Below are 21,544 nucleotides of genomic sequence, written 5' to 3'. Positions count from 1 at the left end.
CTCCTTGGGTGCGCTCAGCGGGTCAGGCGGCGAGCGACCTCGGCCGCCCAGTAGGTCAGGACGATGTCGGCGCCCGCCCGGCGGATGGACACCAGCGACTCGTCGATGGCGCGGTCGCGATCGATCCAGCCCTGGGCCGCGGCGGCCTCGATCATCGCGTACTCGCCGGACACCTGGTAGGCGGCGACGGGCAGGTCGACGGCGGCGCGCACGTCGGCCAGGACGTCGAGGTACGACATCGCCGGCTTGACCATCACGATGTCGGCGCCCTGCTCGACGTCGAGGAGGGTCTCGCGCAGCGCCTCACGGCGGTTGGCCGGATCCTGCTGGTAGGTCCGCCGGTCGCCCTGCAGGGACGAGTCGACGGCCTCGCGGAAGGGGCCGTAGAACGCCGAGGCGTACTTGGCGGCGTAGGCGAGCACGACGGTGTCGAGGTGACCCACCTCGTCGAGCGCGGCACGGATGACGGCGACCTGGCCGTCCATCATCCCGCTGGGCGCGACGACATGGGCCCCGGCCGCGGCCTGCGCTACCGCCATCTGGCCGTAGATCTGCAGGGTCGCGTCGTTGTCGACCCGGCCCTGGTCGTCCAGCACGCCGCAGTGGCCGTGGTCGGTGAACTCGTCGAGGCACAGATCGCTCATCACCAGCAGGTCGTCGCCGACCTCGGCGCGGGCGTCGGCGATCGCGACGTTGAGGATCCCGGCAGGATCGCAGGCGCCGGAGCCCTGGGCGTCCTTGCTCTCGGGGACGCCGAACAGCATGACTCCACCGAGCCCGAGCTCGACGGCCTCGGCGTACGCCTTCTTGGCGGACTCGCGCGAGTGCTGCACGACGCCCGGCATGCTCGTGATCGGCCGGGGCTCGGACGCGCCCTCGGCCACGAACATCGGCAGGACCAGCTGCGAGGGCGCCAGCCGCGTCTCGCGGACGAGCCGGCGCATGGCCGCGGACGACCGCAGCCGGCGAGGACGTTCGATCATGCTGCCTCCTTCGGGGCCGGGCTCCGCCCGGTCGCGTGGGGAATCCACGTGACCGGGCAGACCGACCCGACTGACGGGCCTCAGGCCTTGCGGCGCGAGGACGGCTTCTTCTGCGACGGGCGCAGGACGGGCTCGCCGGCCTCGAGGAACTGCACGCGACGCTGCTCGCCGAACTGGGCGAGGGCGTCGGCCAGCTCCTCGGCGGACGGCTGCTCGGCCAGGACGTCGACCCGCAGGCCGTGCTCCTCGGCCGTCTTGGCCGTGGCCGGGCCGATGCAGGCGATGATCGTCGTCGCGTGCGGCTTGCCGGCGATGCCGACGAGGTTGCGCACGGTCGAGCTCGACGTGAACAGCACGGCGTCGAACTTGCCCGACTTGATCGCCTCACGGGTCGGCGCCGGCGGAGGCGAGGCCCGGACGGTGCGGTAGGCGGTGACGTCGTCGACCTCCCAGCCCAGCTCGACCAGGCCGGCCGCGAGGGTCTCGGTGGCGATGTCGGCGCGCGGCAGGAAGACCCGGTTGATCGGGTCGAGCAGCTCGTCGAACGGCGGCCAGTCCTCGAGCAGGCCGCGACCGGACTGCTCGCCCGACGGCACGAGGTCGGGACGGATTCCCCAGGTCTCGATGGCTTGAGCGGTCTTCTCGCCGACGGCGGCGATCTTCAGGCCGCTGAAGGCACGGGCGTCGAGGCCGTACTCCTCGAACTTCTCGCGGACGGCCTTGACGGCGTTGACGCTGGTGAAGGCGACCCACTCGTAGCGACCCTCGACGAGGCCGCGGACGGCCTTGTCCATCTGCTGGGGGTTGCGCGGCGGCTCGACCGAGATGGTCGGGACCTCCTCGGACACGGCGCCGTACATGCGCAGGCGCGCGGCGAGGCTCTGCGACTGCTCCTTGGTGCGGGGCACCAGCACGCGCCAGCCGTACAGCGGCTTGGTCTCGAACCACGACAGCGCCTCGCGCTGCGCGACGATCTCGCCGACGACGATGATCGCCGGCGGCGCCATCTGCGACTTGGCGGCGTCGGTGGCGATGTTCGCCAGCGTGGAGACGACGGTCTCCTGACGGGTCGTCGTGCCCAGGCGGGTCATGGCGACGGGCGTCTCGGGCGAGCGGCCGGCCTCGACCAGGCCGGCGGCGACCTCGCCGATGCGGTTCACGGCCGAGAGCAGGACGAGCGTCTCGTGACGCGCGGCCTCGCTCCAGTCGATGTTCGCGTCGCCGACGCTGACGACCTTGAACTCACGGTGCTGCTTGTCGGTCAGCGGCACGCCGGCGTAGGCCGGGACCGCCGAGACCGACGAGACGCCCGGGACGACCTCGAAGGAGATGCCCGCCTTGGCGCAGGCCATCGCCTCCTCGGGTCCGGTCGCGTACGTGAACGGGTCGCCGACCATGAGGCGCACGACGTGCGCGCCGGTCTTGGCGTGCTTGACGACGAGCTTGCCGCGGGCGGTGTGGTTCAGGAGCTCGCCGGCGGCGTTGGTGCCGCCGTCGACGATCTCGGCGTCGGTCGTGACGAGCGCCTGCTGTTCAGGCGCTTCGATGATCACGACATCGGCCTCGGCCAACAATTCGACGGCTCGGACGGTCAAGAGGCTGGCGTCGCCGGGGCCCGCCCCGACGAAGCTGACCCGCCCGGCGGAGGGCCGGGTGGTCGTCGCGGGAGTCGAGGGGGACGTGGGCATCGCGGAGGTGGTTGACACGCTCTTCCTTGCTTTCATCAGTGGCGGAGTCTCGTGCGAGTGGGAGGTCATGCGGTGGTCGCCGATCCCATGAGTTGATCAGCGCCGTCGGCCAACATCTCCTGGGCCAGGCGACGCCCGAGGGCGGCCGCCTCTGCAGGAGCACCGACGGCGGATCGTCGGATGACAGGTGCGCCGGAGGGATCTCCGACGACGGCGCGCAGCCAGAGTTCATCTCCGTCGTCCCCCCAGACGACGTCGGCGAGGGCTCCGACGGGCGCGGTGCACCCAGCCTCGAGGGTGGCGAGGAGGGTGCGCTCAGCCGTGACGGCGGCCCGGGTGTCCGGGTCGTCGAGCACGGCGAGCAGTGCAGTGGTCGCGTCATCATCGGCGCGGCACTCACAGGCGAGGGCTCCCTGGCCGGGAGCGGGCAGCATCTGGATCGGGTCGAGGATCTCGGTCGCCTCGTCGGCGCGGCCCAGCCGCAGCAGACCGGCGCGAGCCAGCACGATGGCGTCGAGATCACCGCTGGTGACCTTGCCGATCCGGGTGTCGACGTTGCCGCGCAGCGGCGCGGTCTCGATCCCGAGTCCCAGGGCGTTGAGCTGGCTGATCCGGCGCGGGCTGCCGGTGCCGACGCGGGCGCCGCGGGGCAGCTCGCCGAGCGTGAGCCCGTCGCGCGCGATCAGGACGTCGCGGGGATCCTCGCGCTGGGGCACGGCCGCCAGCGTGAGTCCCTCGGCCGGCGCGGTGGGCAGGTCCTTGAGCGAGTGGACGGCCAGGTCGACGCGTCCCTCGAGCAGGGCCTCACGGACTGCCGCGACGAAGACGCCGGTGCCGCCGATCTGCTCCAACGGCGCGCTGGAGCGGTCGCCCAGGGTCGAGATCTCGACGAGCTCGACCTCGACGCCGTGCGCCTCGCGCAACCGGTCGGCGATCCAGCCGGACTGCGTGGTGGCCAACAGGCTGCCACGGGTTCCCAGACGGATCATGAGGCGTCACCTCCCGGGTCGGTGACCGCGTTGACCGCGGCCGGGTCCAGCCGGAACAGGTGCGCCAGGGCATCGGCGTACGTGAGGTTCTCGGGGCCCTCGACGAGCTCCTTGACGCGGACGGTGGGCTGGTGGATGAGCTTCTCGGCGACCCGGCGCATGGCGCGCCGGACCTCGTCGAGCTGCGCCTCGTCGAGTCCGCTGAGGCGCGACTGCAGGCGGGCGGTCTCGGAGCTGACGACCTCGGTGGCCATGGTGCGCAGCGCGACGACGGTCGGGGTGACCTTGGCCTGCTGGCGACCGGCGAGGAAGGCGTCGACCTCGGACTGGACGATGCGGCGGACCTGCTCGACGTCCTCGGCGACCGAGTCGGCGGCGGCACGCTCGGCGAGCACCTCAATGTCGATGACCGAGACGTTGTCGAGAGCGCGCACGTCGGGGGCGACGTCGCGGGGCAGGGCCAGGTCGATGACGGTGAGGTCGCGGCCGTCCGGGGTGGCCCGGGCGATCCGCTCACGGTCGAAGACGAATCCGGTGGCGCCGGTGCACGTGATGAGCACGTCGGCGGCGGACAGCTCGACGTCGAGCGAGTCCCAGCGCACGGCGCTGACGCCGTGGCTGGCCACGAGCTCGACGGCACGCTGGAACGTGCGGTTCGCGATCCAGATCCGGGACGGCTCGACGCCGGACTCGATCAACGTGCGCACCGCCAGGCGGCTCATCGTGCCAGCGCCGGCGATCAGGAACCGGGCCTGCGGCGCGGACACCGCGTCGGATGCGGCGGCCAGGGCTGCGGTGACGATCGAGGGCGCGAGGCGGTCGATGCCGGTCTCGGCGTGACCGCGCTTGCCGATCCGCAGGGCCTGCTGGAACAGCGCGTTGAGTCCGGCGCTCATCGTGGACTCGGCCTGGGCCCGGTGCAGGGCCTCGCGGACCTGCCCGAGGATCTGCGTCTCGCCCAGGATCATCGAGTCCAGGCCGGCGGCCACGCGGAACAGGTGCGCCACGGCGGCCTGGTCGTAGTGGACGTAGATGTGCGGCAGCAGCGCGTCGCGGTGCAGGCCGGACTGGTCGGCCAGCAGCTGCGCGACGTCCTCGACGGAGCCGTGGAAGCGCTCGGCCTCGACGTACACCTCGACCCGGTTGCAGGTGGAGATGACGGCAGCCTCGGTGATGGCCGGGATCTCGAGAGCCTGGTGCGACAGCTTGACCGTCGCATCGGTGTCGAGGGAGACCTGCTCGAGCAGGTCCACGGGCGCGGACTTGTGGGACAGACCGACGACGAGAACACTCATGCCGCCACCCCCGTGGGGACGCAACGGTACGACGGCGACGCCATGAGGTGCCGTCGGTTCACTCGCTGAAGCTCGCTCATGAAAGCACCGCCTCCTCGGCCGGCTCCGCCTGACGGCGGTGATGCGCGTGGTAGCCCAGGATCTGCAGCTCGGCGGCGACGTCGACCTGGCGCAGGTCGACCTCGGCCGGCACCCGCAGGGCGGTGGGCGCGAAGTTCAGGATGCTCGTGATGCCCGCGGCGACGAGCGCGTCGGCCACGCTCTGGGCGGCGGCGGGCGGCGTCGCGATGATCGCCAGCGAGACCTCGCCGACCGCGATGACGTCGGCCAGCGCGTCGATCGCACGGACCTCGTGGCCACCGACGACGGTGCCGACGAGGGCGGGATCGGCGTCGACGACCGCGGCGACCTTGACGCCACGGGCCCCGAAGCCCTGGTAGGCGGCGAGCGCGGAGCCGAGGTGACCGGCGCCGACGATGACGACGGGCCAGGGCTGCGTCTGCCCGACGACGGTGGCGATGTGACCGGCCAGGAAGCGGACGTCGTAGCCGACGCCGCGGGTGCCGTAGGAGCCCAGGTGCGACAGGTCCTTGCGGACGATCGCGGAGTTGACGCCGGCTGCGGTGGCGAGGTGCTCGGACGAGCACACGTCCGTTCCGGACGCGGCGAGCTCGTCGAGGGCACGCAGATACAGCGGGAGCCGGGCGACGGTGGCGTCGGGGATCCCAGCGGGGCTGCGAAGAATGGTCACGGTGCTCCTGCGCCGCGGAATGACGGGAATTTTGGGCCGTGACGCGCCGTCAGTCTAGGAGTTTGGGAACCCTTTCACAAAATCGAGAGCGGCGGCAGCCCTCGTTCACGCGTCGTCACTGACGAGGGTCCCGACCCGCTCCGTGATGCGGTTCCACAGGAACGGAGCGAGCGATCGAGTGAACGTCGCAGTGAAATGATGACCATCGCGATAGACGTTCACGCCGCCGATCATCGAGGGGCAGACGTCGCGCAGGCAGTAGAAGTCCGTCATGTCGATGCGCTCGGCGCCCTCGGTCATCCGGGCCGCGTCACCGAAGGCGTCGCCGTACGGGAACGCGGCCTCGCGGCGCACCGCGCAGGTGTTCTCGTCCCAGCGGTCGACCCGGTTCAGGCACGTCGCCGGAGGCGACTCGTGGTCGGGATTGTCGACCACGGCGGCGACCGGAATCCCCAGCGACGTCGCGGTTTTCCACGCCTCGGACAGACCTCTGGCGCGTTCCTTCGGCGAGCCGGCGAGGTTGCGCGAGTAACCGGTGGTGACGATGAGGTCGATGTCGTCTCGGTTCTCGCGGATCCAGTCCTCGACGTTCTCGCGCCAGGCCGGGCAGGTCTGCAGAACCTCGGGCACGGCGGTGCGACCGGGTAGGTCGGTCGACCACGCGCAGCCGCCCTTGAGCTGGGTGGTGAGGGTGAGCTCGCCGATCTCGGCCAGGCGCAGGAACGCCGGCAGCATCGCGCGGGCGTGGGAGTCACCGAGCAGGACGACGTGCGGGACGCCCGTGGCGTCGCCGAACTCACACGACTTGAGCTCGGTCTCGTCGTTCACGACCCAGCACTCGCGGTGCCCGGCATAGTCGCGCCCCACGTCGGGACCGGCCGGGACGCGCAGCGTGGCCAGCTCGGGGTTGTCGCACTCCCCCGCGGGCGGCATCGAGGCCGCCCCGAAGCACTCGGGCATGTCGGCGTTGACGCGGCGCGTCAGCTCCTCGGCGCGCTGCTCCTCGGCGTCGCCGGCCTGCCAGCCGTACGTCGCCACCGCCACCACGACGGCCGCCGCGGCCAGCGAGGCCAGCCCCGTCACCGCAGGCCGGCGCAGGCCGCCCCGGGTGCCGAAGCGGACGGGGTTCTCGACGTAGCGGACGGTCAGCCACGCCAGCGCGAAGGTGCCGACGAGGATGCCCACGCGCGGGCCGAACCCCAGCTCGCGGTCGAGGATCTCGGGCAGCAGGATCAGCGGCGGCCAGTGCCACAGGTACATCGAGTACGACAGGTCGCCGGTCGTCTGCACGGGGCGCCAGGCCATCAGCGGCGTCGGCGACAGCCGGCCGCTCGGGGCACCCGCCGCGATGACGAGGATCGTCGCCAGCACCGGCGCGATGGCCGCGGTCCCGGGGAACGGGGTCCGCTCGTCGTAGGCCAGCGCGCACACCGCGATGACGCCGAAGCCCAGCCACGACGCCGCGATCGCGGTGCGGCGCGGCAGCCGGATCCGGTCGGCGGCCACCACGAGGGCGAGCACCGCACCGGCCCCGAACTGCCAGGCTCGGGCGGGCGTGGCGAAGTACGCCAGCTGCGGGTGCCGCGAGGTCAGCCACAGCGAGTACACGAAGCTCGCGAGCGTCACCGTCGCCAGGACGGCGAACACGACCGTGTGCCGCGCGCGGCCGGTGCGGCGCGCGACGACGAGTGCGGCGACGACCAGCAGCGGCCAGACCAGGTAGAACTGCTCCTCGACCGAGAGCGTCCAGTAGTGCTGGACGGCCGAGGGGATCCCGTCCGCCGCCAGGTAGTCGATCGAGTCGATCGCCAGGACCCAGTTCTCGACGTAGAGCGCCGAGCCGATGATCTCGCGGAAGTTCTGCGTCCACTGCGCCGGCGGCAGCCACACCAGCACGCCGATCGCCGTGACCAGCAGCACGACGTAGGCCGCGGGCAGCAGGCGACGCGCGCGGCGCGCCCAGAACTGCGCCAGGTCGACACGGTCCTCGCGGTCGACCTCGCGCAGCAGGTGACCCGTGATGAGGAAGCCCGAGATGACGAAGAAGACGTCGACGCCGATGTAGCCACCGCTGAGGCGACCCGGCCACAGGTGGAAGCCGACGACCGCCAGGACGGCGATCGCCCGCAGGGCCTGGATCTCGGGACGCATCGTCAGCGGGTGCGGCGCAGCCGGCTCAGCAGTCCTCCGCGCGGGGACTCCGCGGCGGCCAGGCGGGTTTCGAGCTCCTCGATGCGCGCCGTCGCGCGGGCGATGTCGCGATGCGCGGCGCGGGCGGTGTTCCAGGCCCGCAGGTCCAGGATCTCGGGCTCGCTCGAGCGCGGCCGGATCACGAGGCCGGGGCGGACCTCGACCTGCGCGACGGCGCGGTCGAAGGGAGCCTCGCCGGCCGGGAGGTCCAGCACGTGGCGCAGGCCGTGACGCTCCAGGAAGCCGGCGAACCGGGCCAGCCGCTCGGGGTGGTTGGCGATCAGCGGCTTGTAGTCGGAGGACTCGAAGAGTCGCTGCGGCGTGTGCTCGCGCGTCTGCGCCGACACGTGCGTGTGCGGGATCTCGAAGTACTCGCACAGCTCACGCGTGCGGCTGTCGTGCACGATCACGTGGGCGGGCGTCCCGGCCAGCAGCGACGTGATGTTGCCGTGGATGCGGTGTCCGACCGTGAAGTCGCGGTCGGCCATCGAGTCGATCCACGTCGGCGCATGGCAGTGGAAGACCGTGTGGTTGTCCCGGATCGCCCGGTGGAGCACTGACGACGGGTACTCCGGCGACGCAGCCTTGACCGCCGGACCACCCAGCATCGCGTCGAGGTCCCTGCGGTCCTGCGCGACGTACTCGGTCCTGGGGTGACGCTTGAAGACGTCGTTGACCCACCCGGCCGGGATGGGGACGCTGGGCGTGAGGTTCAGGCTGACCTTGGTCTGCTTGCCGAACGTCGGGACCGTGTCGCGGATGCTGAGGTCGCCTCCGCGCAGGAACATCGACGGGCAGCCGATCACGTCGACCTCCGAGAAGCCGAGCGAGTTCAGGTAGCCGGCGGTGCGCTCTCCGCGGACCCCGAGAGCCGGGCCGCGGGCCAAGATGGCGCGCATGAACCGGCGGGCGGCCTCGTCGACCTCGTCGGTCGTCTCGACGGTCCCGTCGAGCGCGAACTGACCGCCGACGCCCAGGATCGTCACCGGGACGGTGAGGCGCTCGATGGCCTGCGTCAGTGCGGTCAACTGGGGCAGGTAGTCCGGCCGGAAGGCGTTCGCGAGGGGGATGACGACGTGACGGCCCTCGTCGTTGAGGCGGTCGACGCTGCGCATCAGCGTGTTCAGGTTGTTGGTCTCGACGTCCACCCCGTCGACGGTCAGCGTCCGCTGGGCGGACGCCGCGAAGATCAGGTTGCCGGAGTTCCGGCCGAATCCCGAGCGGAAAACACCCATGGACGGAGGACGCAGCGGGTCGACGTACCGGCGGACGTAGATGCGATCGGACACGGCGTCAAGTCTCGCCGATCCGGTCAACCCGGACGTCGGCGGCCTCCGGTCGGGCTACGCGAGGGCCGAGCGCAGGCGGGCCGGGTCGACGCGCCAGAAATCGTGCTGACGGCCGTCGACGAACGTGACGGGCACCTGGTCGGTGAACCGCTGCTGCAGGTCCGGGTCGGCGTCGATGTCGACCCGGGCCCAGGAGTCGCCGGTCTCGGCGACGATCTGGGACACGACCTGCTCGGCCACCTCACACAGGTGGCAGCCCTCGCGGGAGTAGACGACGACCCGCGCGTCGTCGGCATGCGGGACGGTCACGTCAGCTCCTTGCGGGCCAGGGCGCGCAGCCGGCCCTTGGCCACCTTGCCCGTCGGCGAGTGCGGCAGCGCGGCGACGACCAGGATCCGCGACGGGACCTTGAACCGCGCGAGTCGCTGCGCGGCCAGCTCGCGCACGGCGGTCTCGACGGGGGCGGCATCGCCCTCGGGGTCCTCGGGGACGACGAACGCCACGACGGCCTCGCCGGTACGGTCGTCGGGCACGCCGATCACCGCGACGGACGCGACGCCCGGAGCCTCCGCGACCGCCTCCTCGATCTCGGAGGGGTAGACGTTGAAGCCCGAGACGGTGATCGTCTCGCGCAGTCGGTCGACCAGGACGAGGTTGCCGGCGTCGTCGAGCAGTCCGATGTCGCCGGTCCCCCACCAGCCCTCGGCGTCGGGACCGTCCTCGCCGTCGGGCCAGTAGCCCGAGAACAGGTTGTCGCCGCGGACGAAGATCTGGGCCGGGTCACCCGGGGCGGCGCGCTGGCCGAGGAAGTCGCGCAGGGCGATCTCGACCCCGGGCAGGGGGCGGCCGACGGATCCCGCCGGCGGCACGACGCCGGGCTCGCGACCGTCGCCGACGGTGGTCGTCACGACGGGCGCGGTCTCGGTGAGGCCGTAGCCCTGCTCGACGGGCTGACCGGACAGGGCGTGGAACGCCTCGGCGAGCTCGGGATCGAGGGCCGAGGCGCCCGACACGATCAGGCGGACACCGGCGAGGGCCTCGCGCAGTCCCTCCAGACCGACCCAGGCCGAGATGACCGGAGGGGCCACCGGCAGGTTCGTGATGCCGTGCTCGGCGATCTCGGAGAGGAGGCCGGACGGGTCGAACTCCTCGACCAGCACGACCGCGGCGCCCGCGCGCACCGACAGCGACAGGACGCAGTTCAGCCCGTAGACGTGGAACATCGGCAGCAGGCCCAGGACGACGTCGTCGGGCGTGATGACCGGCGGGTGGTCGATCCGCAGCAGCTGGTCGATGTCGGCGCTGAGCGCGCGGTGCGTCAGCATCACGCCGCGGGGCAGGCCTGTCGCGCCGGAGGTGAACAGCACGACGGCCAGCGACTCGGGATCGGCGGGCGCCACCGGGGTGCTGTCGACGGCGTGCTCGAGCAGGGCACCGAAGCGCAGCTCGCCCTCCTCAGGTGCGGCGCGGTGCACGACGATGAGCGACTCCCCCGTGTCCGCCTGGCGGACCTGGGTGATCGACTGGGCGTCGCCGACGACGATCTTGGGAGCGCAGGCCTCGACCATGCGCGAGATCTCACGCGGGGTGGCGCGTGGGTTGATGGGGACGGCGACCATGCCGCCGCGCAGGACGCCGTAGTAGGCGACGGCGAGGTCGATGCCGTTCGCCATCACCAGGGCGACGCGCTGGCCGGCGAGGACGCCACGGCTGAGCAGGGTCTGGGCGACGCGATCGGCCCACTGGTCGAACTCGGCCCAGGTGACGTGGCGATCGGTGCGCGGTTCGATCAGGGCGATGCCCTCGGGGTCACGACGCGCGGTCTCCCGCAGATCGTCACTGACATTGACGGCCATGGCGCCGAGTCAACCACATCCCGATGCTCGCCTTCGTGGATACAGTGACGCCATGTCTCCGCGCCACGCAGCAGATCCGCCCCGGAATCTGCAGGCGCGCTCGATCCTGGCCGGTCAGGCCGCGGCGGCCGCCGCCGAGGTCGAGCAGGCGCTGGCGCAGCCGGCCGACCCGACCGCAGCGGCGTTCTTCGACGTCGACAACACGATCATGCAGGGAGCCTCGATCTTCCTGTTGGCTCGCGGGCTGCACGAGCGGAAGTTCTTCTCGACCCGTGACATCGCCCGCGCCGCCTGGCAGCAGGCCTACTTCAAGTACGTCGGCGTCGAGGACCCCGAGCACATCAGCCAGGCGCGCAACGCGGCGCTGGAGTTCATCGCCGGTCACGAGGTCAGCGAGCTCGAGGAGATCGGCGAGGAGGTCTTCGACCAGTACATGGCGCAGAAGATCTGGCCCGGCACCCGCGCGATGACCCAGTGGCACCTCGACCGCGGCGAGCGGGTGTGGCTCATGACCGCCGCCCCCGTCGAGATCGCTCAGGTGATCGCCCGCCGGCTGGGGCTGACCGGTGGGCTCGGCACGGTCGCCGAACACGTCGACGGCGTCTACACCGGGCGCCTCGTCGGCGAGATGCTGCACGGCGAGAGCAAGGCCGTGGCCGTGCGCGCGCTGGCCGAGACCGAGGGCCTCGACCTCTCGCGCTGCCACGCCTACTCGGACTCCTTCAACGACATCCCGATGCTGTCGCTGGTCGGCCACCCGTGTGCCGTCAATCCCGATGGCGCCCTGCGGTCGCACGCCAAGGAGAACGGCTGGCTGATCCGGGACTACCGCACCGGACGCAAGGTCGCCTCGGCCGGCGCCAAGGCGGCCGCCGCGGGCGCCGCCGGCTCGGCGGCGTGGCTGATCGGACGCCAGCTGCGGCGACTGCGGTAGGTCAGTCCCGCGCGATCGGCGGTCGCCGACGGCTCTCCGGCGAGTTCAGGCGGTCGTAGTCCTGCTCCGTCAGCGACGGCAGGGGGCCCTCGACCTCGGGGGACAGCGCCTGCAGCAGCATGGCGAGGTACCGGCGGCGGACGGACTCACTCGAGACCGGGGAGTTGAGCCCCAGCACCACCATCCGCAGCAGCCAGTAGATGTCGAGCGGCTCGAGGTCGTGACGCAGGACGCCACGCTCCTGGCCGCGCCGGAGCAGCTCGACGAACGGCTCGGCCAGGTCGTCCAGGGCCTCGTCGGTCACCTGGCTGACGCCCACCTCGCCCAGCACCGGCGTGTAGCGGCTCACCACCTCGACGAAGCGCGCCGCGACGTCCAGCAGGTCGGCGTCCTCGTCCTCGGTGTCCTCGACCAAGGGCATCAGCTCGTCGGCGAAGATGCGGCCGAACGCCGCGCTCTCGAGTGCCGCCCGGTTCGGGAAGTGGCGGTAGACGGTGGCGATCCCCACGCCGGCCTCGGCCGCGATCTGGTCCATCGACGGGGTGGCGTCGTCGGCCCACAACCGCTGGATGGCGTCCACGATCCGCTCGGCGTTCGCCCGCGAGTCACGGCGTGACATACGTCTCCTACCCCTGGCTGGTTCGACTTCACCGCCCATCCTACGATGTGAGAGTCACCTATCACTTCGTGAGGAAGACCTGTGTCCACTCTTCTGTATCGCTGGGGCAAGACCGCCTTCGCGCACCCGTTCCGCTTCCTGGGCGTCTGGCTCGTCCTGCTCGTCGTCATCATCGGATCGATCGTCCTGAACGCTCCGAAGCTCAGCACCGAGGTGACGATCAACGGCGTCCCCGCCCAGAACGTGCTCGAGCAGCTCGAGGACGAGATGCCGGCCGCCGCCGGCGGAGCGGGCCAGATCGTCTACCGCGCCCCTGACGGAGCCTCCTTCTTCGACCCGCAGCTGGCCGGCGCCCTGGCGCAGTCCATGGACGGGATCTACGACGACGAGTACGTCGTGAACCCCGCGGCCCTCGCCGGATCGGAGCAGGACCAGGCCGCGGCGCAGAAGCAGGTGGCCGCCCAGGTGAAGGCCGCCGAGCAGGCGACCGCCGCCGTCCGCGCCGGCCGCACGCTGGACCAGCCCGTGCCCCTCGTGGTGCAGGACCAGCTGGTCCCCGGCGTGACGATCTCGCCGAAGGGCGACGTCGCCATGGCGCAGTTCCAGTTCACGAAGCAGACGATGGACCTGCCGACCGGCGCCATCGAGGAGACCCTCGACGCCGCTGAGGAGCCGCTGGAGGGCACCGGCATCGAGGTGCTCCCGGGCGCCTCGCTGCAGGAGATCCCCGAGGTGGTCGGCCTCGGCGAGGTCGTCGGCATCGTGGTCGCGGCCGTGGTGCTCTTCCTGGTGCTGGGGTCCGTCGTGGCCGCCGGCCTGCCGCTGGTGACCGCCCTGCTGGGCGTCGGCGTCGGCGTGGGTGGCGCGTACGCGCTCGGCCACTTCTACGAGCTCGGCTCCATGAGCGTCGTCCTGGGCCTGATGCTGGGCTTGGCCGTGGGCATCGACTACGCCCTCTTCATCGTCAACCGCCAGCGCCGTCTCATCATGCGCGAGCGGCTCAGCGCCCACGAGGCGACCGGTCGCGCGGTGGGCACGGCGGGCAGTGCCGTGTTCTTCGCCGGCACCACGGTCGTCATCGCCCTGGCGGCCCTCACCGTCATCGGCATCAGCCTGCTGACGATCATGGCGATCATCGCCGCCGCCACGGTCGCGGTCGCGGTCGCCGTCGCGTTGACCGCACTGCCCGCGCTGCTCGGCCTGGTCGGCGAGCGCATCGTGTCGGACAAGGCCCGCGCGAAGTTCGCCGAGCGCGAGTCGGCCGGTGTCGACCACGCCACGGCACGGCGCTGGGTGACCTTCCTGTCGAAGAACCGCTTCCTCGCGGCCGGCGCCGTGGTGGTCATCACGCTGCTCATGGCGATCCCCGCCACCGACATGCGTCTGGGCCTGCCGTCGGGCGAGAACTACAACTCGGGCACGGACCAGCGCGAGAGCTACGCGGCCGTCACCGACTCCTTCGGCGAGGGCCTCAACGGTCCGCTGCTGGTCGTGCTGTCGTCCCGCTCCGACGAGCCGGTCGACCAGCGCGCCGCCGGCGCGATCGTGGCCGAGCTGGGCGAGGTCAAGGACGTCGCCGCGGCGTCCCCGTCGGGCATGAGCGAGGACGGCCGCACGGTCCTGGTCTCGCTGGTCCCGAAGGGCGGCCCCACCGATCCCTCGACCGAGACCCTCGTGCACGAGCTGCGCGACCTCAAGGGCGACATCGCATCCAAGTACGACGTGAACCTGGGCATCACCGGCCAGGCCGCGATGGGCATCGACATCGCCCAGAAGATGAGCGACGTCATGCCGATCTACCTGGCGATCGTCGTGGTGCTCTCCCTGATCGTGCTGACGATCGTGTTCCGCTCGATCATCGTGCCGCTCAAGGCGACCGCCGGCTTCCTGCTGACGATCCTCGCCACGCTGGGCGCCACCACCGCCGTGTTCCAGTGGGGGTGGCTCAACAACCTCTTCGGGCTGGACTCGACCGGTCCGGTCATGGCGCTGCTGCCGATCCTCGTGACCGGCATCGCCTACGGCCTGGCGATGGACTACCAGGTGTTCCTGGTGTCGTCGATGCGCGAGTCGTGGGTGCACGGGCACGGTGGCCGCGAGTCGGTGATCGACGGCTTCACGCACTCGAGCCGCGTCGTCGTCGCGGCGGCGGTCATCATGACCGCCGTGTTCGCCGGCTTCATCTTCAACGGCGACCCGATGATCAAGCAGATCGGCTTCGCCCTGGCGATCGCGATCGCGATCGACGCGTTCCTGGTGCGCATGACGCTCGTGCCGGCGCTGATGGCCATGTTCGGTGACCGCGCGTGGCGGCTGCCGGCCTGGCTCGACCGGGCGCTGCCCGACCTCGACATCGAGGGCGATCAGCTGCTCAAGAGCCTCGGCGCGAAGGAGTAGTCCGCCGGCTGCGACGGGAAAGATGCGCGGGCGTGTAACGCCTGGGCGACCTCGTGACAGGTAGCCAGTGTCGGCAGTCCTTGGGACTGCCCCCTGGACCCCTCCGCGCCGGCGACCCCGCACCGCCGGCTCGGAGGCCCGCCTCGCAGCACGATGAGGCGCCGGGCCGGTCCGTCCAACCCCCGGGCGGGCCGGCCTCTCTCATGTCCGGCCTTCGGACTCCCCTTCAGCCGCGGGGCGCGGGGCGCACCCGGACACCCGGCACGTACCCCGAGCGGGCGAGCCGGCGGAGTCCGCGGTGACGGGCCACGCGCAGCGCGACGGCGCTGACGCCCAGGACCTCGGCAGCGGCGTGCGGGCTCCACCCGAGACCGTCGACCAGTCCCACCGCCGCCCGCTCCCGCGGCGGCAGCTGCGCCAGCACGAGGCGCACCCAGTCCTGCTGGACCACCTCGGCCCCGTGATCGGGCACCGTGTCGAGCAGGTCGCCGACATCCTCGGGACGGGTGTTGCGTCGCTGCCACGTCCGACGCGACGTCGCGCTGAGCCGCCGGGCGATCCCGAAGAGCCAGCCGCCGAAGTCGTCGCAGGAGCCCTCGAACTGGGCGATCTTCTCGGCTGCCACGGACCACGCCTGGCTGGCCACGTCCTCGGCGGCGGCGGCCGTGTCGCCCGTGGGCCGGGTCTGGAGCCACGCCACCAGCCGCCCCGCGTGGGCGCGGTAGAGCTCGCGCCAGGCCTCGGGGTCGCCCTGCTTGGCCCGGGCGACGACGGAGTCGTCAGTCATCGCCGGCGCCCCGATCGTTCCCGCCCCGACCGTCCGGTCGATCGCGATCGGTCCCGCCCCGACCGTCCGGTCGATCGCGGTCGGTCATGCCCCACTCGCCCCGGTCCTCGCGCCGCTCGTTCCGCCGGTCGCCATCGTGGTCCCACTGGCCGCGGCCTTCGAACCTCTCGTCGCGATCCTGGCGTGGTCGGGACTTCTCGGGCCCGCGGCCGCGGTCGCGCCCGCGGTCGCCCTTCACGTCGCGGCGCCACCGACCCTGGTCGCGGCGGGACTCCTCCGGCGCCGCGCGGCGCGCGTCGGGGCGCCTCTCCTCCCGTGCCATGCTCCGCGCCGGGCGATCCACGATCCGAGGGGCCTCGCGATCGGCTTCGGGGGTTGATGCGGGAAGTCGGGCGGGAAGCCGGGAGGCCACCTCGGCTCCGGGAGCCGCAGGTGCGCCGCGAGCCGGCTGGCCCACGTGGCGATCCCGCGGCGGGTCGGGCGCGACGGCGGCCGGCTTCAGCGGCGACGCCGGCAGCAGCGGGACCTCGATCGCGCCGACGGCCCACGCCCCACCTGCCGAGATCGCGCTGACGCCCAGGAAGGACGCTGCGACGATCGCGAGCCGGTGTCGTCGCGCCGCCCGCGGAGAGCCGTTCAGTCGCGCGGTCGCGGCCAGCCGCTGGACGACGTCCTCGGACGGCTCCAGGGTGGGCGCGTCGAGCCGCAGGTCGGGACGTCCGTGGGACATACCGTGCCTCCTGGCTCGATCGGTCAGATGAAGGGGTTGCCGCGCTCGACGAGCAGGTTGTAGAGCGTCTGCTGGATCGTCTCGCGCACCTGGTCGGTGACGTTGAACAGCAGCATCGGGTCGTCGGCGGACTCGGGCGGATACGCGTCGGTGCGGATCGGCTCACCGAACTCGATGATCCACTTGCTCGGCAGCGGGACGAGTCCCAGCGGGCCCAGCAGCGGGAAGAACGGCGTGATCGGGATGTACGGCACGCCCATCAGCCGGGCGAGCGACGGGATGTTGCCGATCAGCGGATAGATCTCCTCGGCTCCGACGATCGAGACCGGGATGATCGGCACCTGGGCCCGCATGGCCGACGAGACGAAGCCGCCGCGACCGAAGCGCTGCAGCTTGTACCGCTCGCTGAACGGCTTGCCGACGCCCTTGAAGCCCTCGGGCCACACGGCGGCGAGCTCGCCGGAGGTCAGCAGTCGCTCGGCGTCCTCGGCGCAGGCCAGCGTGGCGCCCATCTTGCGAGCGATCTGGCCGACGTAGGGCAGCCGGAAGACCAGGTCGGCGCCCAGGGGACGGATGGCCCGGCCGGTGTGCTTGCGGACCGCGTAGCCGGTGATGAGGCCGTCGACGGGCACGGTGCCCGAGTGGTTGGCCACGAGCAGGGCGCCGCCGTCGGCGGGGATGTTCTCGATACCGCGGACCTGCAGGCGGAACCAGCTCTCGGCCAGCGGCTCGACCAGGTGCGACAGGAGATCGACCACTTCGGGGTCGAGGCCGAACTCGTCGACCGAGTAGTCGCCCGAGAGGCGCCGACGCAGGCTGCCGGCGATGTCGCCGATCTTGGCCTGCCAGTCGGTTCCGAGCAGTCGGCGGGCGCCCTCGGCGAACGCGGCGGCGACGTCCTCGGGATCGAGGTCGGCGGTGGCCTCGTACGGGGGCGCCTGCGGGCCGGGCCCCTCGTCCTCGGGGACGGAATGCAGGTGCCGATGACGCGACGAGGAGGTCGGGTCCTCGGCGGGATCGGGGCCCACGGACTCGCGCACGCCGGACGGCTCCGCCGGCTTCGCGGCGGCCGTCTGCTTCGCGGTCTTCTTGGCGGCGGGCTTCCTCGCCGACGTGGTCTTCTTCGCGGTCGGCTTCTTCGCCGCGGTCGGCTTCTTCGCGGTCGGCTTCTTCGCCGTCGTGGTCTTCTTCGTCGCCGCAGTCTTCGCCGTGGCAGCGGCCTGGGGCGCGGCCTTCTTCGCGGTGGCGGACTTCGTGGGGGCGGACTTCTTCGCATCGGCGGTCTTCTTGGCCGCGGGCTTGCGCGCCTGTCCCGCCGCAGGCCCGGCGAGCGACCGGGCGGCGCGCGACGGGGACGTCGAGCCGTTGCCGCGACCGGCGGGACCGGACGTGCCGATCCCCTTGAGGTTGTCGTTCATCGCGTGATCCCCCATGCGTGCAACAGACCCGGGCGCGCCGATTCTGCGTACCACTCGAAGGTCTCGCGCGTCGTGTGCCGGGGACTGTAGCCGAAGATCTCACGCAGGGCGGTGGTGTCCAGCACGCGGCCGTACGTCAGCAGCCGGTGCACGCCCGGCGACACGTCCGAGCCCATGAAGTGCACCATCTGGCGCAGGACCGAGCCGAAGCCCAGCGGCGGGATGGGCAAGGTGGGCTTGCCCAGCATGCGCGCGGCCTGCGTCAGCATCAGGACACCGTCGCCGGCGACGTTGAACGTGCCGGGGTGGTCCTCGAGCGCGGCGCGCGAGATGACCTCCAGCGCGTCGTCGGGGTGCAACAGCTGCAGGCGGGCGTCGAAGCCCATCGGCACCGGCAGGACGGGGTTCGAGAAGTACGTTCCCAGGACCGTCGTGAAGTGGGGAGAGAGCCACTGCGCCATGCGCAGGGTCGTCACACTCACGTCGGGGCGCCGCCGAGCGAAGCCGCGGGTGTACCCCTCGACCTCGACGATGTCCTTGGCGAAGCCCGACTTGGTGCCGCCGCGGGCCGTCGCGGACTCGGTGAACACCGCCGGGTCGCGCGGCGACGCGCCATAGACGGCGGCGCTGCTGGCCAGGACGACCCGGCGGACCGCCTCGGCCCGCTGGCACGCCGCGAGGACCTGCATCGTGCCGATGACATTGATCTCCTTGGTGGCGCTTCCGCCACCGCGCGAGCGCATCGGCGCCAGGTCCATGTGGACCACGGTGTCGATGTCCTCGACGGCGAGAACCTTGGAGATGACCGGCGTGCGGATGTCCGCACGCACGAATTTGACTGACCCGAGATCGTCGGTGGGCAAGGTCGTGTCGACTGCTACGACCCTGACGTCACCCGCTTCAGCGATGCGCCGCGCGGCATGTGCCACGCCGGGCGTGGCCGCGCCCGTGACGAGGACGACCCCGGACATCGGTCACTTGCCCAGACGGCGACGCTGCACGCGAGTGCGCTTCAGCATCTTGCGGTGCTTCTTCTTCGACATCCGCTTACGGCGCTTCTTGATGACAGAACCCACGACTCACCTCAATCTGATCTTTCACACACAGGACAGACCAAACACTAGGCGATCGCACCCACCAGGCGCACACGCGGTGGCGTCGGCACGGCTGTCGCCCCGGCGGTCCGCCCCCCGCGAACCGCCGGACGCGTCAGCCGGCTTGGTAGAACGACTTGCTCAGCAGTTCCTCGACCGCGTGCTCGGGCACACGGAAGGAACGGCCCACGCGCACGGCCTCGAGTTCGCCGGAATGCACGAGTCGGTACACCGTCATCTTCGAGACGCGGATCTGGTCCGCGACCTCGGCAACGGTCATGAAACGGGTTCCCTCAGACATCTCCACACCATCCTCCCAGGGGCACGCGCGCTCTCCGGCTTCCCCACCGGAGAGTGAGCGCGCGTGCTTGTTGTGAAGACTAGTGGCAGATGAGTCCGGTGGGAACACATTATTTGAAACTCATCCGCGCCCGGCGTACCTTACGCCAAACCGGGCACTCTTCTGTACCGCCCGCGTACAGTGAAACACCCAGTTACACCGGGAAATTACCTCAATACGAGGGATCGAGACCATTCAGAGGAAAAGTTTCCGTGCGGGTCGCCTGGATCGAGCGATCGAGCCAGGACGCGGGGTCGTAGCCCTCTTCCCACGGGCGGTACAGGGCCCGCCGGCCGTCGGTCATCCGTGTCGGCGCGGGCTGCCCGCGCAGCTCCTCGACCGCCCGGCGCCACGCCTCCGGCGTCTCGGTCTCGGGCGGGAGCGGGTTGCCGCTGACGATCGCGAGCAGGTGGCCCCACGCCCGCGGCACGACGTCGACCACCGCGTAGCCGCCACCGCCGGTGGCCAGCCACTTCCCGTCCGTGAGCTCCTCGGCCAGGTCGCGCACGGCCAGGTACGAGGCGCGCTGGCCGTCGACGCTGAGCATGAGGTTGGTCAGCGGATCGTCCATGTGCGAGTCGCAGCCGTGCTGGCTGACGATCACCTCGGGGCCGAACTCGCGCACGATCGCCGGGACGACCGCGTGGAAGGCGCGCAGCCAGCCCGCGTCGGAGGTGCCCGGCGGCAGCGGCACGTTGACGGCCGACCCCTCGGCCCCCTCGGCGCCGACCTCGGTCGAGTAGCCGGTGCCCGGGAAGAGCGTCTTGGGCGACTCGTGCAACGAGATCGTCAGCACCCGCGGGTCGTGATAGAAGATCGCCTGCACGCCGTCGCCGTGATGGGCGTCGACGTCGATGTAGACGATCTTCTGGGCGCCGTGGTCGAGCATCCACTTGATGCCCATCGCGACGTCGTTGTAGACGCAGAACCCGCTGGCTCGGCCCGGCATGGCGTGGTGCAGGCCGCCGCTGACGTTGATCGCGCGCTTGCGCTCGCCGGTCCAGACCAGCCGCGCCGCCTCGAGGCTGGCGCCGGCGATCAGGGCGCTCGCCTCGTGCATGCCGCGGAAGACCGGGTTGTCCTCGCTGCCGAGGCCGTGCGCGGCGTCGGTGTGCGTCGGGTGCTTGCTGAGGTTCACGACGCGCTCGACGTAGTCGTGCGTGTGGACGCTCAGCAGCTCCTGCTCGGTGGCCTGGCGGGCGCCCACCACGTCGAGGCCCTCCAAGACGCCGAGCTCGTCGGCCAGCGCCATCGTGAGCTTGACCCGAATGGGCGCCATCGGGTGCGAGGGTCCGAAGTCGTACTCGGTCAGGCGTTCGTCGAACACCACGACGGCGCGCTCTTCCATGGCGTCAGCCTAGTTCCGCGGATCGGGCGGCGGCGGCACGAACGCCGGCACGGATGCCCTCGCCCACGCCCCGGTCGTCGAACGTGGTGATCGCGGCGTGCGTGGTTCCGTTCGGCGAGGTCACCCGGCGCCGCAGCTCCGCCGGCGGGTCGTCGGACCCGGCGAGCAGCTCCGCGGACCCCAGGAGCGTCTGCACGGTGAGGGTGCGGGCCGCCTCCGGGTCGAGGCCGGCATCGATCCCGGCCTCGATCATCTGCTCGGCGAGGTAGAAGACGTAGGCCGGACCCGAGCCGGACACGGCGGTCACGGCGTCCTGGCGCGACTCGTCGACGACGACCACCTCTCCGCCCGACCCGAGCAGGTCGACGACGGTGTCCAGTCGGTCGTCGGACACCCGGCTCCCCGGGGAGACCCCGAACATCCCGCGGCCGATCACGGCGGGCGTGTTGGGCATGGCGCGCACGACCGACACCGAGTCCGGCAGGGTCTCCTCGATGGTGGCCGTCCGCACGCCCGCGGCGAGCGAGACCACGGTCGCCTCGGGGTCGAGGGCGCTCGCGAGCACCGGCAGCACCGTCGCGACGTCCTGCGGCTTCACCACGAGCAGGACCACGTCGGCGCCCGCGACGGCCTCGACGTCGGCCGCCGTGGCCCGGCCCTGGGCCTCCAGCTCGGCGCGGCGTTCCGGACTGCGCTCGACCACGACGATGTCGTCGTGACCGGCACGTGCCATCGCCTCGACCAACGTGCCACCCATGACGCCGCCACCGACGACCGCGATCCTCATGGGGCTGAGCCTAGTTCCCCGGCGTGCCACAGGGACCGCGACCCGAGAA

Annotated in this window: 20 protein-coding genes; 2 read left to right on the top strand and 18 right to left on the bottom strand. The window is 71.6% G+C overall.

Annotated features, from left to right (window positions below; translation table 11 throughout):
* Positions 1-14: 14 nt before the first annotated feature.
* The 9 genes from hemB to NP095_RS01890 form a co-directional block, all read right to left on the bottom strand.
* A complete protein-coding gene (hemB, locus tag NP095_RS01930; RefSeq protein ID WP_232417711.1) occupies positions 15-983 on the bottom strand; it encodes a porphobilinogen synthase in 969 nt (322 codons plus the stop codon).
* Positions 984-1,063: 80 nt separating this feature from the next.
* A complete protein-coding gene (locus NP095_RS01925) occupies positions 1,064-2,671 on the bottom strand; it encodes a bifunctional uroporphyrinogen-III C-methyltransferase/uroporphyrinogen-III synthase (RefSeq protein WP_232418553.1) in 1,608 nt (535 codons plus the stop codon).
* A 65-nt stretch (positions 2,672-2,736) separates the two neighbouring features.
* Positions 2,737-3,660 (bottom strand): hydroxymethylbilane synthase, encoded by a 924-nt coding sequence (gene hemC / locus NP095_RS01920; RefSeq protein WP_232417712.1) that lies wholly within the window; start codon positions 3,658-3,660, stop codon positions 2,737-2,739.
* Entirely contained in the window at positions 3,657-4,955 is a 1,299-nt protein-coding gene (locus NP095_RS01915; protein ID WP_232417713.1) for a glutamyl-tRNA reductase, read from the bottom strand. The genes hemC and NP095_RS01915 overlap by 4 nt, the downstream gene beginning before the upstream one ends.
* Before the next feature lie 76 nt (positions 4,956-5,031).
* Entirely contained in the window at positions 5,032-5,706 is a 675-nt protein-coding gene (locus tag NP095_RS01910) for a redox-sensing transcriptional repressor Rex (protein ID WP_232417714.1), read from the bottom strand.
* Between the two features lie 105 nt (positions 5,707-5,811).
* Positions 5,812-7,857, bottom strand: a complete 2,046-nt coding sequence (locus NP095_RS01905; RefSeq protein WP_232417715.1) for an acyltransferase family protein — start codon at positions 7,855-7,857, stop codon at positions 5,812-5,814.
* 2 nt (positions 7,858-7,859) lie between these two features.
* A complete protein-coding gene (locus NP095_RS01900) occupies positions 7,860-9,185 on the bottom strand; it encodes a polysaccharide pyruvyl transferase family protein (protein ID WP_232417716.1) in 1,326 nt (441 codons plus the stop codon).
* A gap of 54 nt (positions 9,186-9,239) precedes the next feature.
* A complete protein-coding gene (locus NP095_RS01895; RefSeq protein ID WP_232417717.1) occupies positions 9,240-9,494 on the bottom strand; it encodes a glutaredoxin family protein in 255 nt (84 codons plus the stop codon).
* Complete coding sequence (locus NP095_RS01890; protein ID WP_232417718.1) at positions 9,491-11,041, bottom strand: class I adenylate-forming enzyme family protein; 1,551 nt, start codon at positions 11,039-11,041, stop codon at positions 9,491-9,493. The genes NP095_RS01895 and NP095_RS01890 overlap by 4 nt, the downstream gene beginning before the upstream one ends.
* A gap of 52 nt (positions 11,042-11,093) precedes the next feature.
* Between NP095_RS01890 and NP095_RS01885 the strand changes: the two genes are divergently transcribed.
* Positions 11,094-11,975: an HAD family hydrolase gene (locus tag NP095_RS01885; protein ID WP_232417719.1), complete on the top strand. Its 882-nt coding sequence runs from the start codon at positions 11,094-11,096 to the stop codon at positions 11,973-11,975.
* Between the two features lies 1 nt (position 11,976).
* Here NP095_RS01885 and NP095_RS01880 read toward each other — a convergent pair whose 3' ends face one another.
* A complete protein-coding gene (locus NP095_RS01880) occupies positions 11,977-12,594 on the bottom strand; it encodes a TetR/AcrR family transcriptional regulator (RefSeq protein ID WP_232417720.1) in 618 nt (205 codons plus the stop codon).
* A gap of 81 nt (positions 12,595-12,675) precedes the next feature.
* On the opposite strand from NP095_RS01880, the gene NP095_RS01875 reads away from it, so the two are divergent.
* Positions 12,676-14,991, top strand: a complete 2,316-nt coding sequence (locus NP095_RS01875) for an MMPL family transporter (RefSeq protein WP_232417721.1) — start codon at positions 12,676-12,678, stop codon at positions 14,989-14,991.
* 226 nt (positions 14,992-15,217) lie between these two features.
* Here the strand turns inward: NP095_RS01875 and NP095_RS01870 are convergent, their stop codons facing one another.
* The 8 genes from NP095_RS01870 to proC form a co-directional block, all read right to left on the bottom strand.
* Complete coding sequence (locus tag NP095_RS01870) at positions 15,218-15,778, bottom strand: RNA polymerase sigma factor (RefSeq protein ID WP_232417722.1); 561 nt, start codon at positions 15,776-15,778, stop codon at positions 15,218-15,220.
* Positions 15,771-16,508, bottom strand: a complete 738-nt coding sequence (locus NP095_RS01865; RefSeq protein WP_232417723.1) for a hypothetical protein — start codon at positions 16,506-16,508, stop codon at positions 15,771-15,773. The genes NP095_RS01870 and NP095_RS01865 overlap by 8 nt, the downstream gene beginning before the upstream one ends.
* Positions 16,509-16,531: 23 nt before the next feature.
* Positions 16,532-17,926: a lysophospholipid acyltransferase family protein gene (locus NP095_RS01860; RefSeq protein ID WP_232417724.1), complete on the bottom strand. Its 1,395-nt coding sequence runs from the start codon at positions 17,924-17,926 to the stop codon at positions 16,532-16,534.
* Positions 17,923-18,897, bottom strand: coding sequence for an NAD-dependent epimerase/dehydratase family protein (locus NP095_RS01855; RefSeq protein ID WP_232417725.1), 975 nt, complete (start codon positions 18,895-18,897; stop codon positions 17,923-17,925). The genes NP095_RS01860 and NP095_RS01855 overlap by 4 nt, the downstream gene beginning before the upstream one ends.
* Before the next feature lie 3 nt (positions 18,898-18,900).
* Positions 18,901-19,002, bottom strand: a complete 102-nt coding sequence (locus tag NP095_RS01850) for a 30S ribosomal protein bS22 (protein ID WP_019143756.1) — start codon at positions 19,000-19,002, stop codon at positions 18,901-18,903.
* Positions 19,003-19,135: 133 nt separating this feature from the next.
* Positions 19,136-19,321, bottom strand: coding sequence for a helix-turn-helix domain-containing protein (locus NP095_RS01845; RefSeq protein ID WP_154595912.1), 186 nt, complete (start codon positions 19,319-19,321; stop codon positions 19,136-19,138).
* A gap of 211 nt (positions 19,322-19,532) precedes the next feature.
* Positions 19,533-20,708 (bottom strand): acetoin utilization protein AcuC, encoded by a 1,176-nt coding sequence (locus NP095_RS01840; protein ID WP_232417726.1) that lies wholly within the window; start codon positions 20,706-20,708, stop codon positions 19,533-19,535.
* Between the two features lie 4 nt (positions 20,709-20,712).
* Complete coding sequence (proC, locus tag NP095_RS01835) at positions 20,713-21,495, bottom strand: pyrroline-5-carboxylate reductase (RefSeq protein WP_232417727.1); 783 nt, start codon at positions 21,493-21,495, stop codon at positions 20,713-20,715.
* Positions 21,496-21,544: the final 49 nt, after the last annotated feature.

This window comes from Aeromicrobium duanguangcaii (genome assembly GCF_024508295.1).
GTDB lineage: Bacteria > Actinomycetota > Actinomycetes > Propionibacteriales > Nocardioidaceae > Aeromicrobium > Aeromicrobium duanguangcaii.
This window is presented reverse-complemented; position numbering and strand designations above follow the sequence as displayed.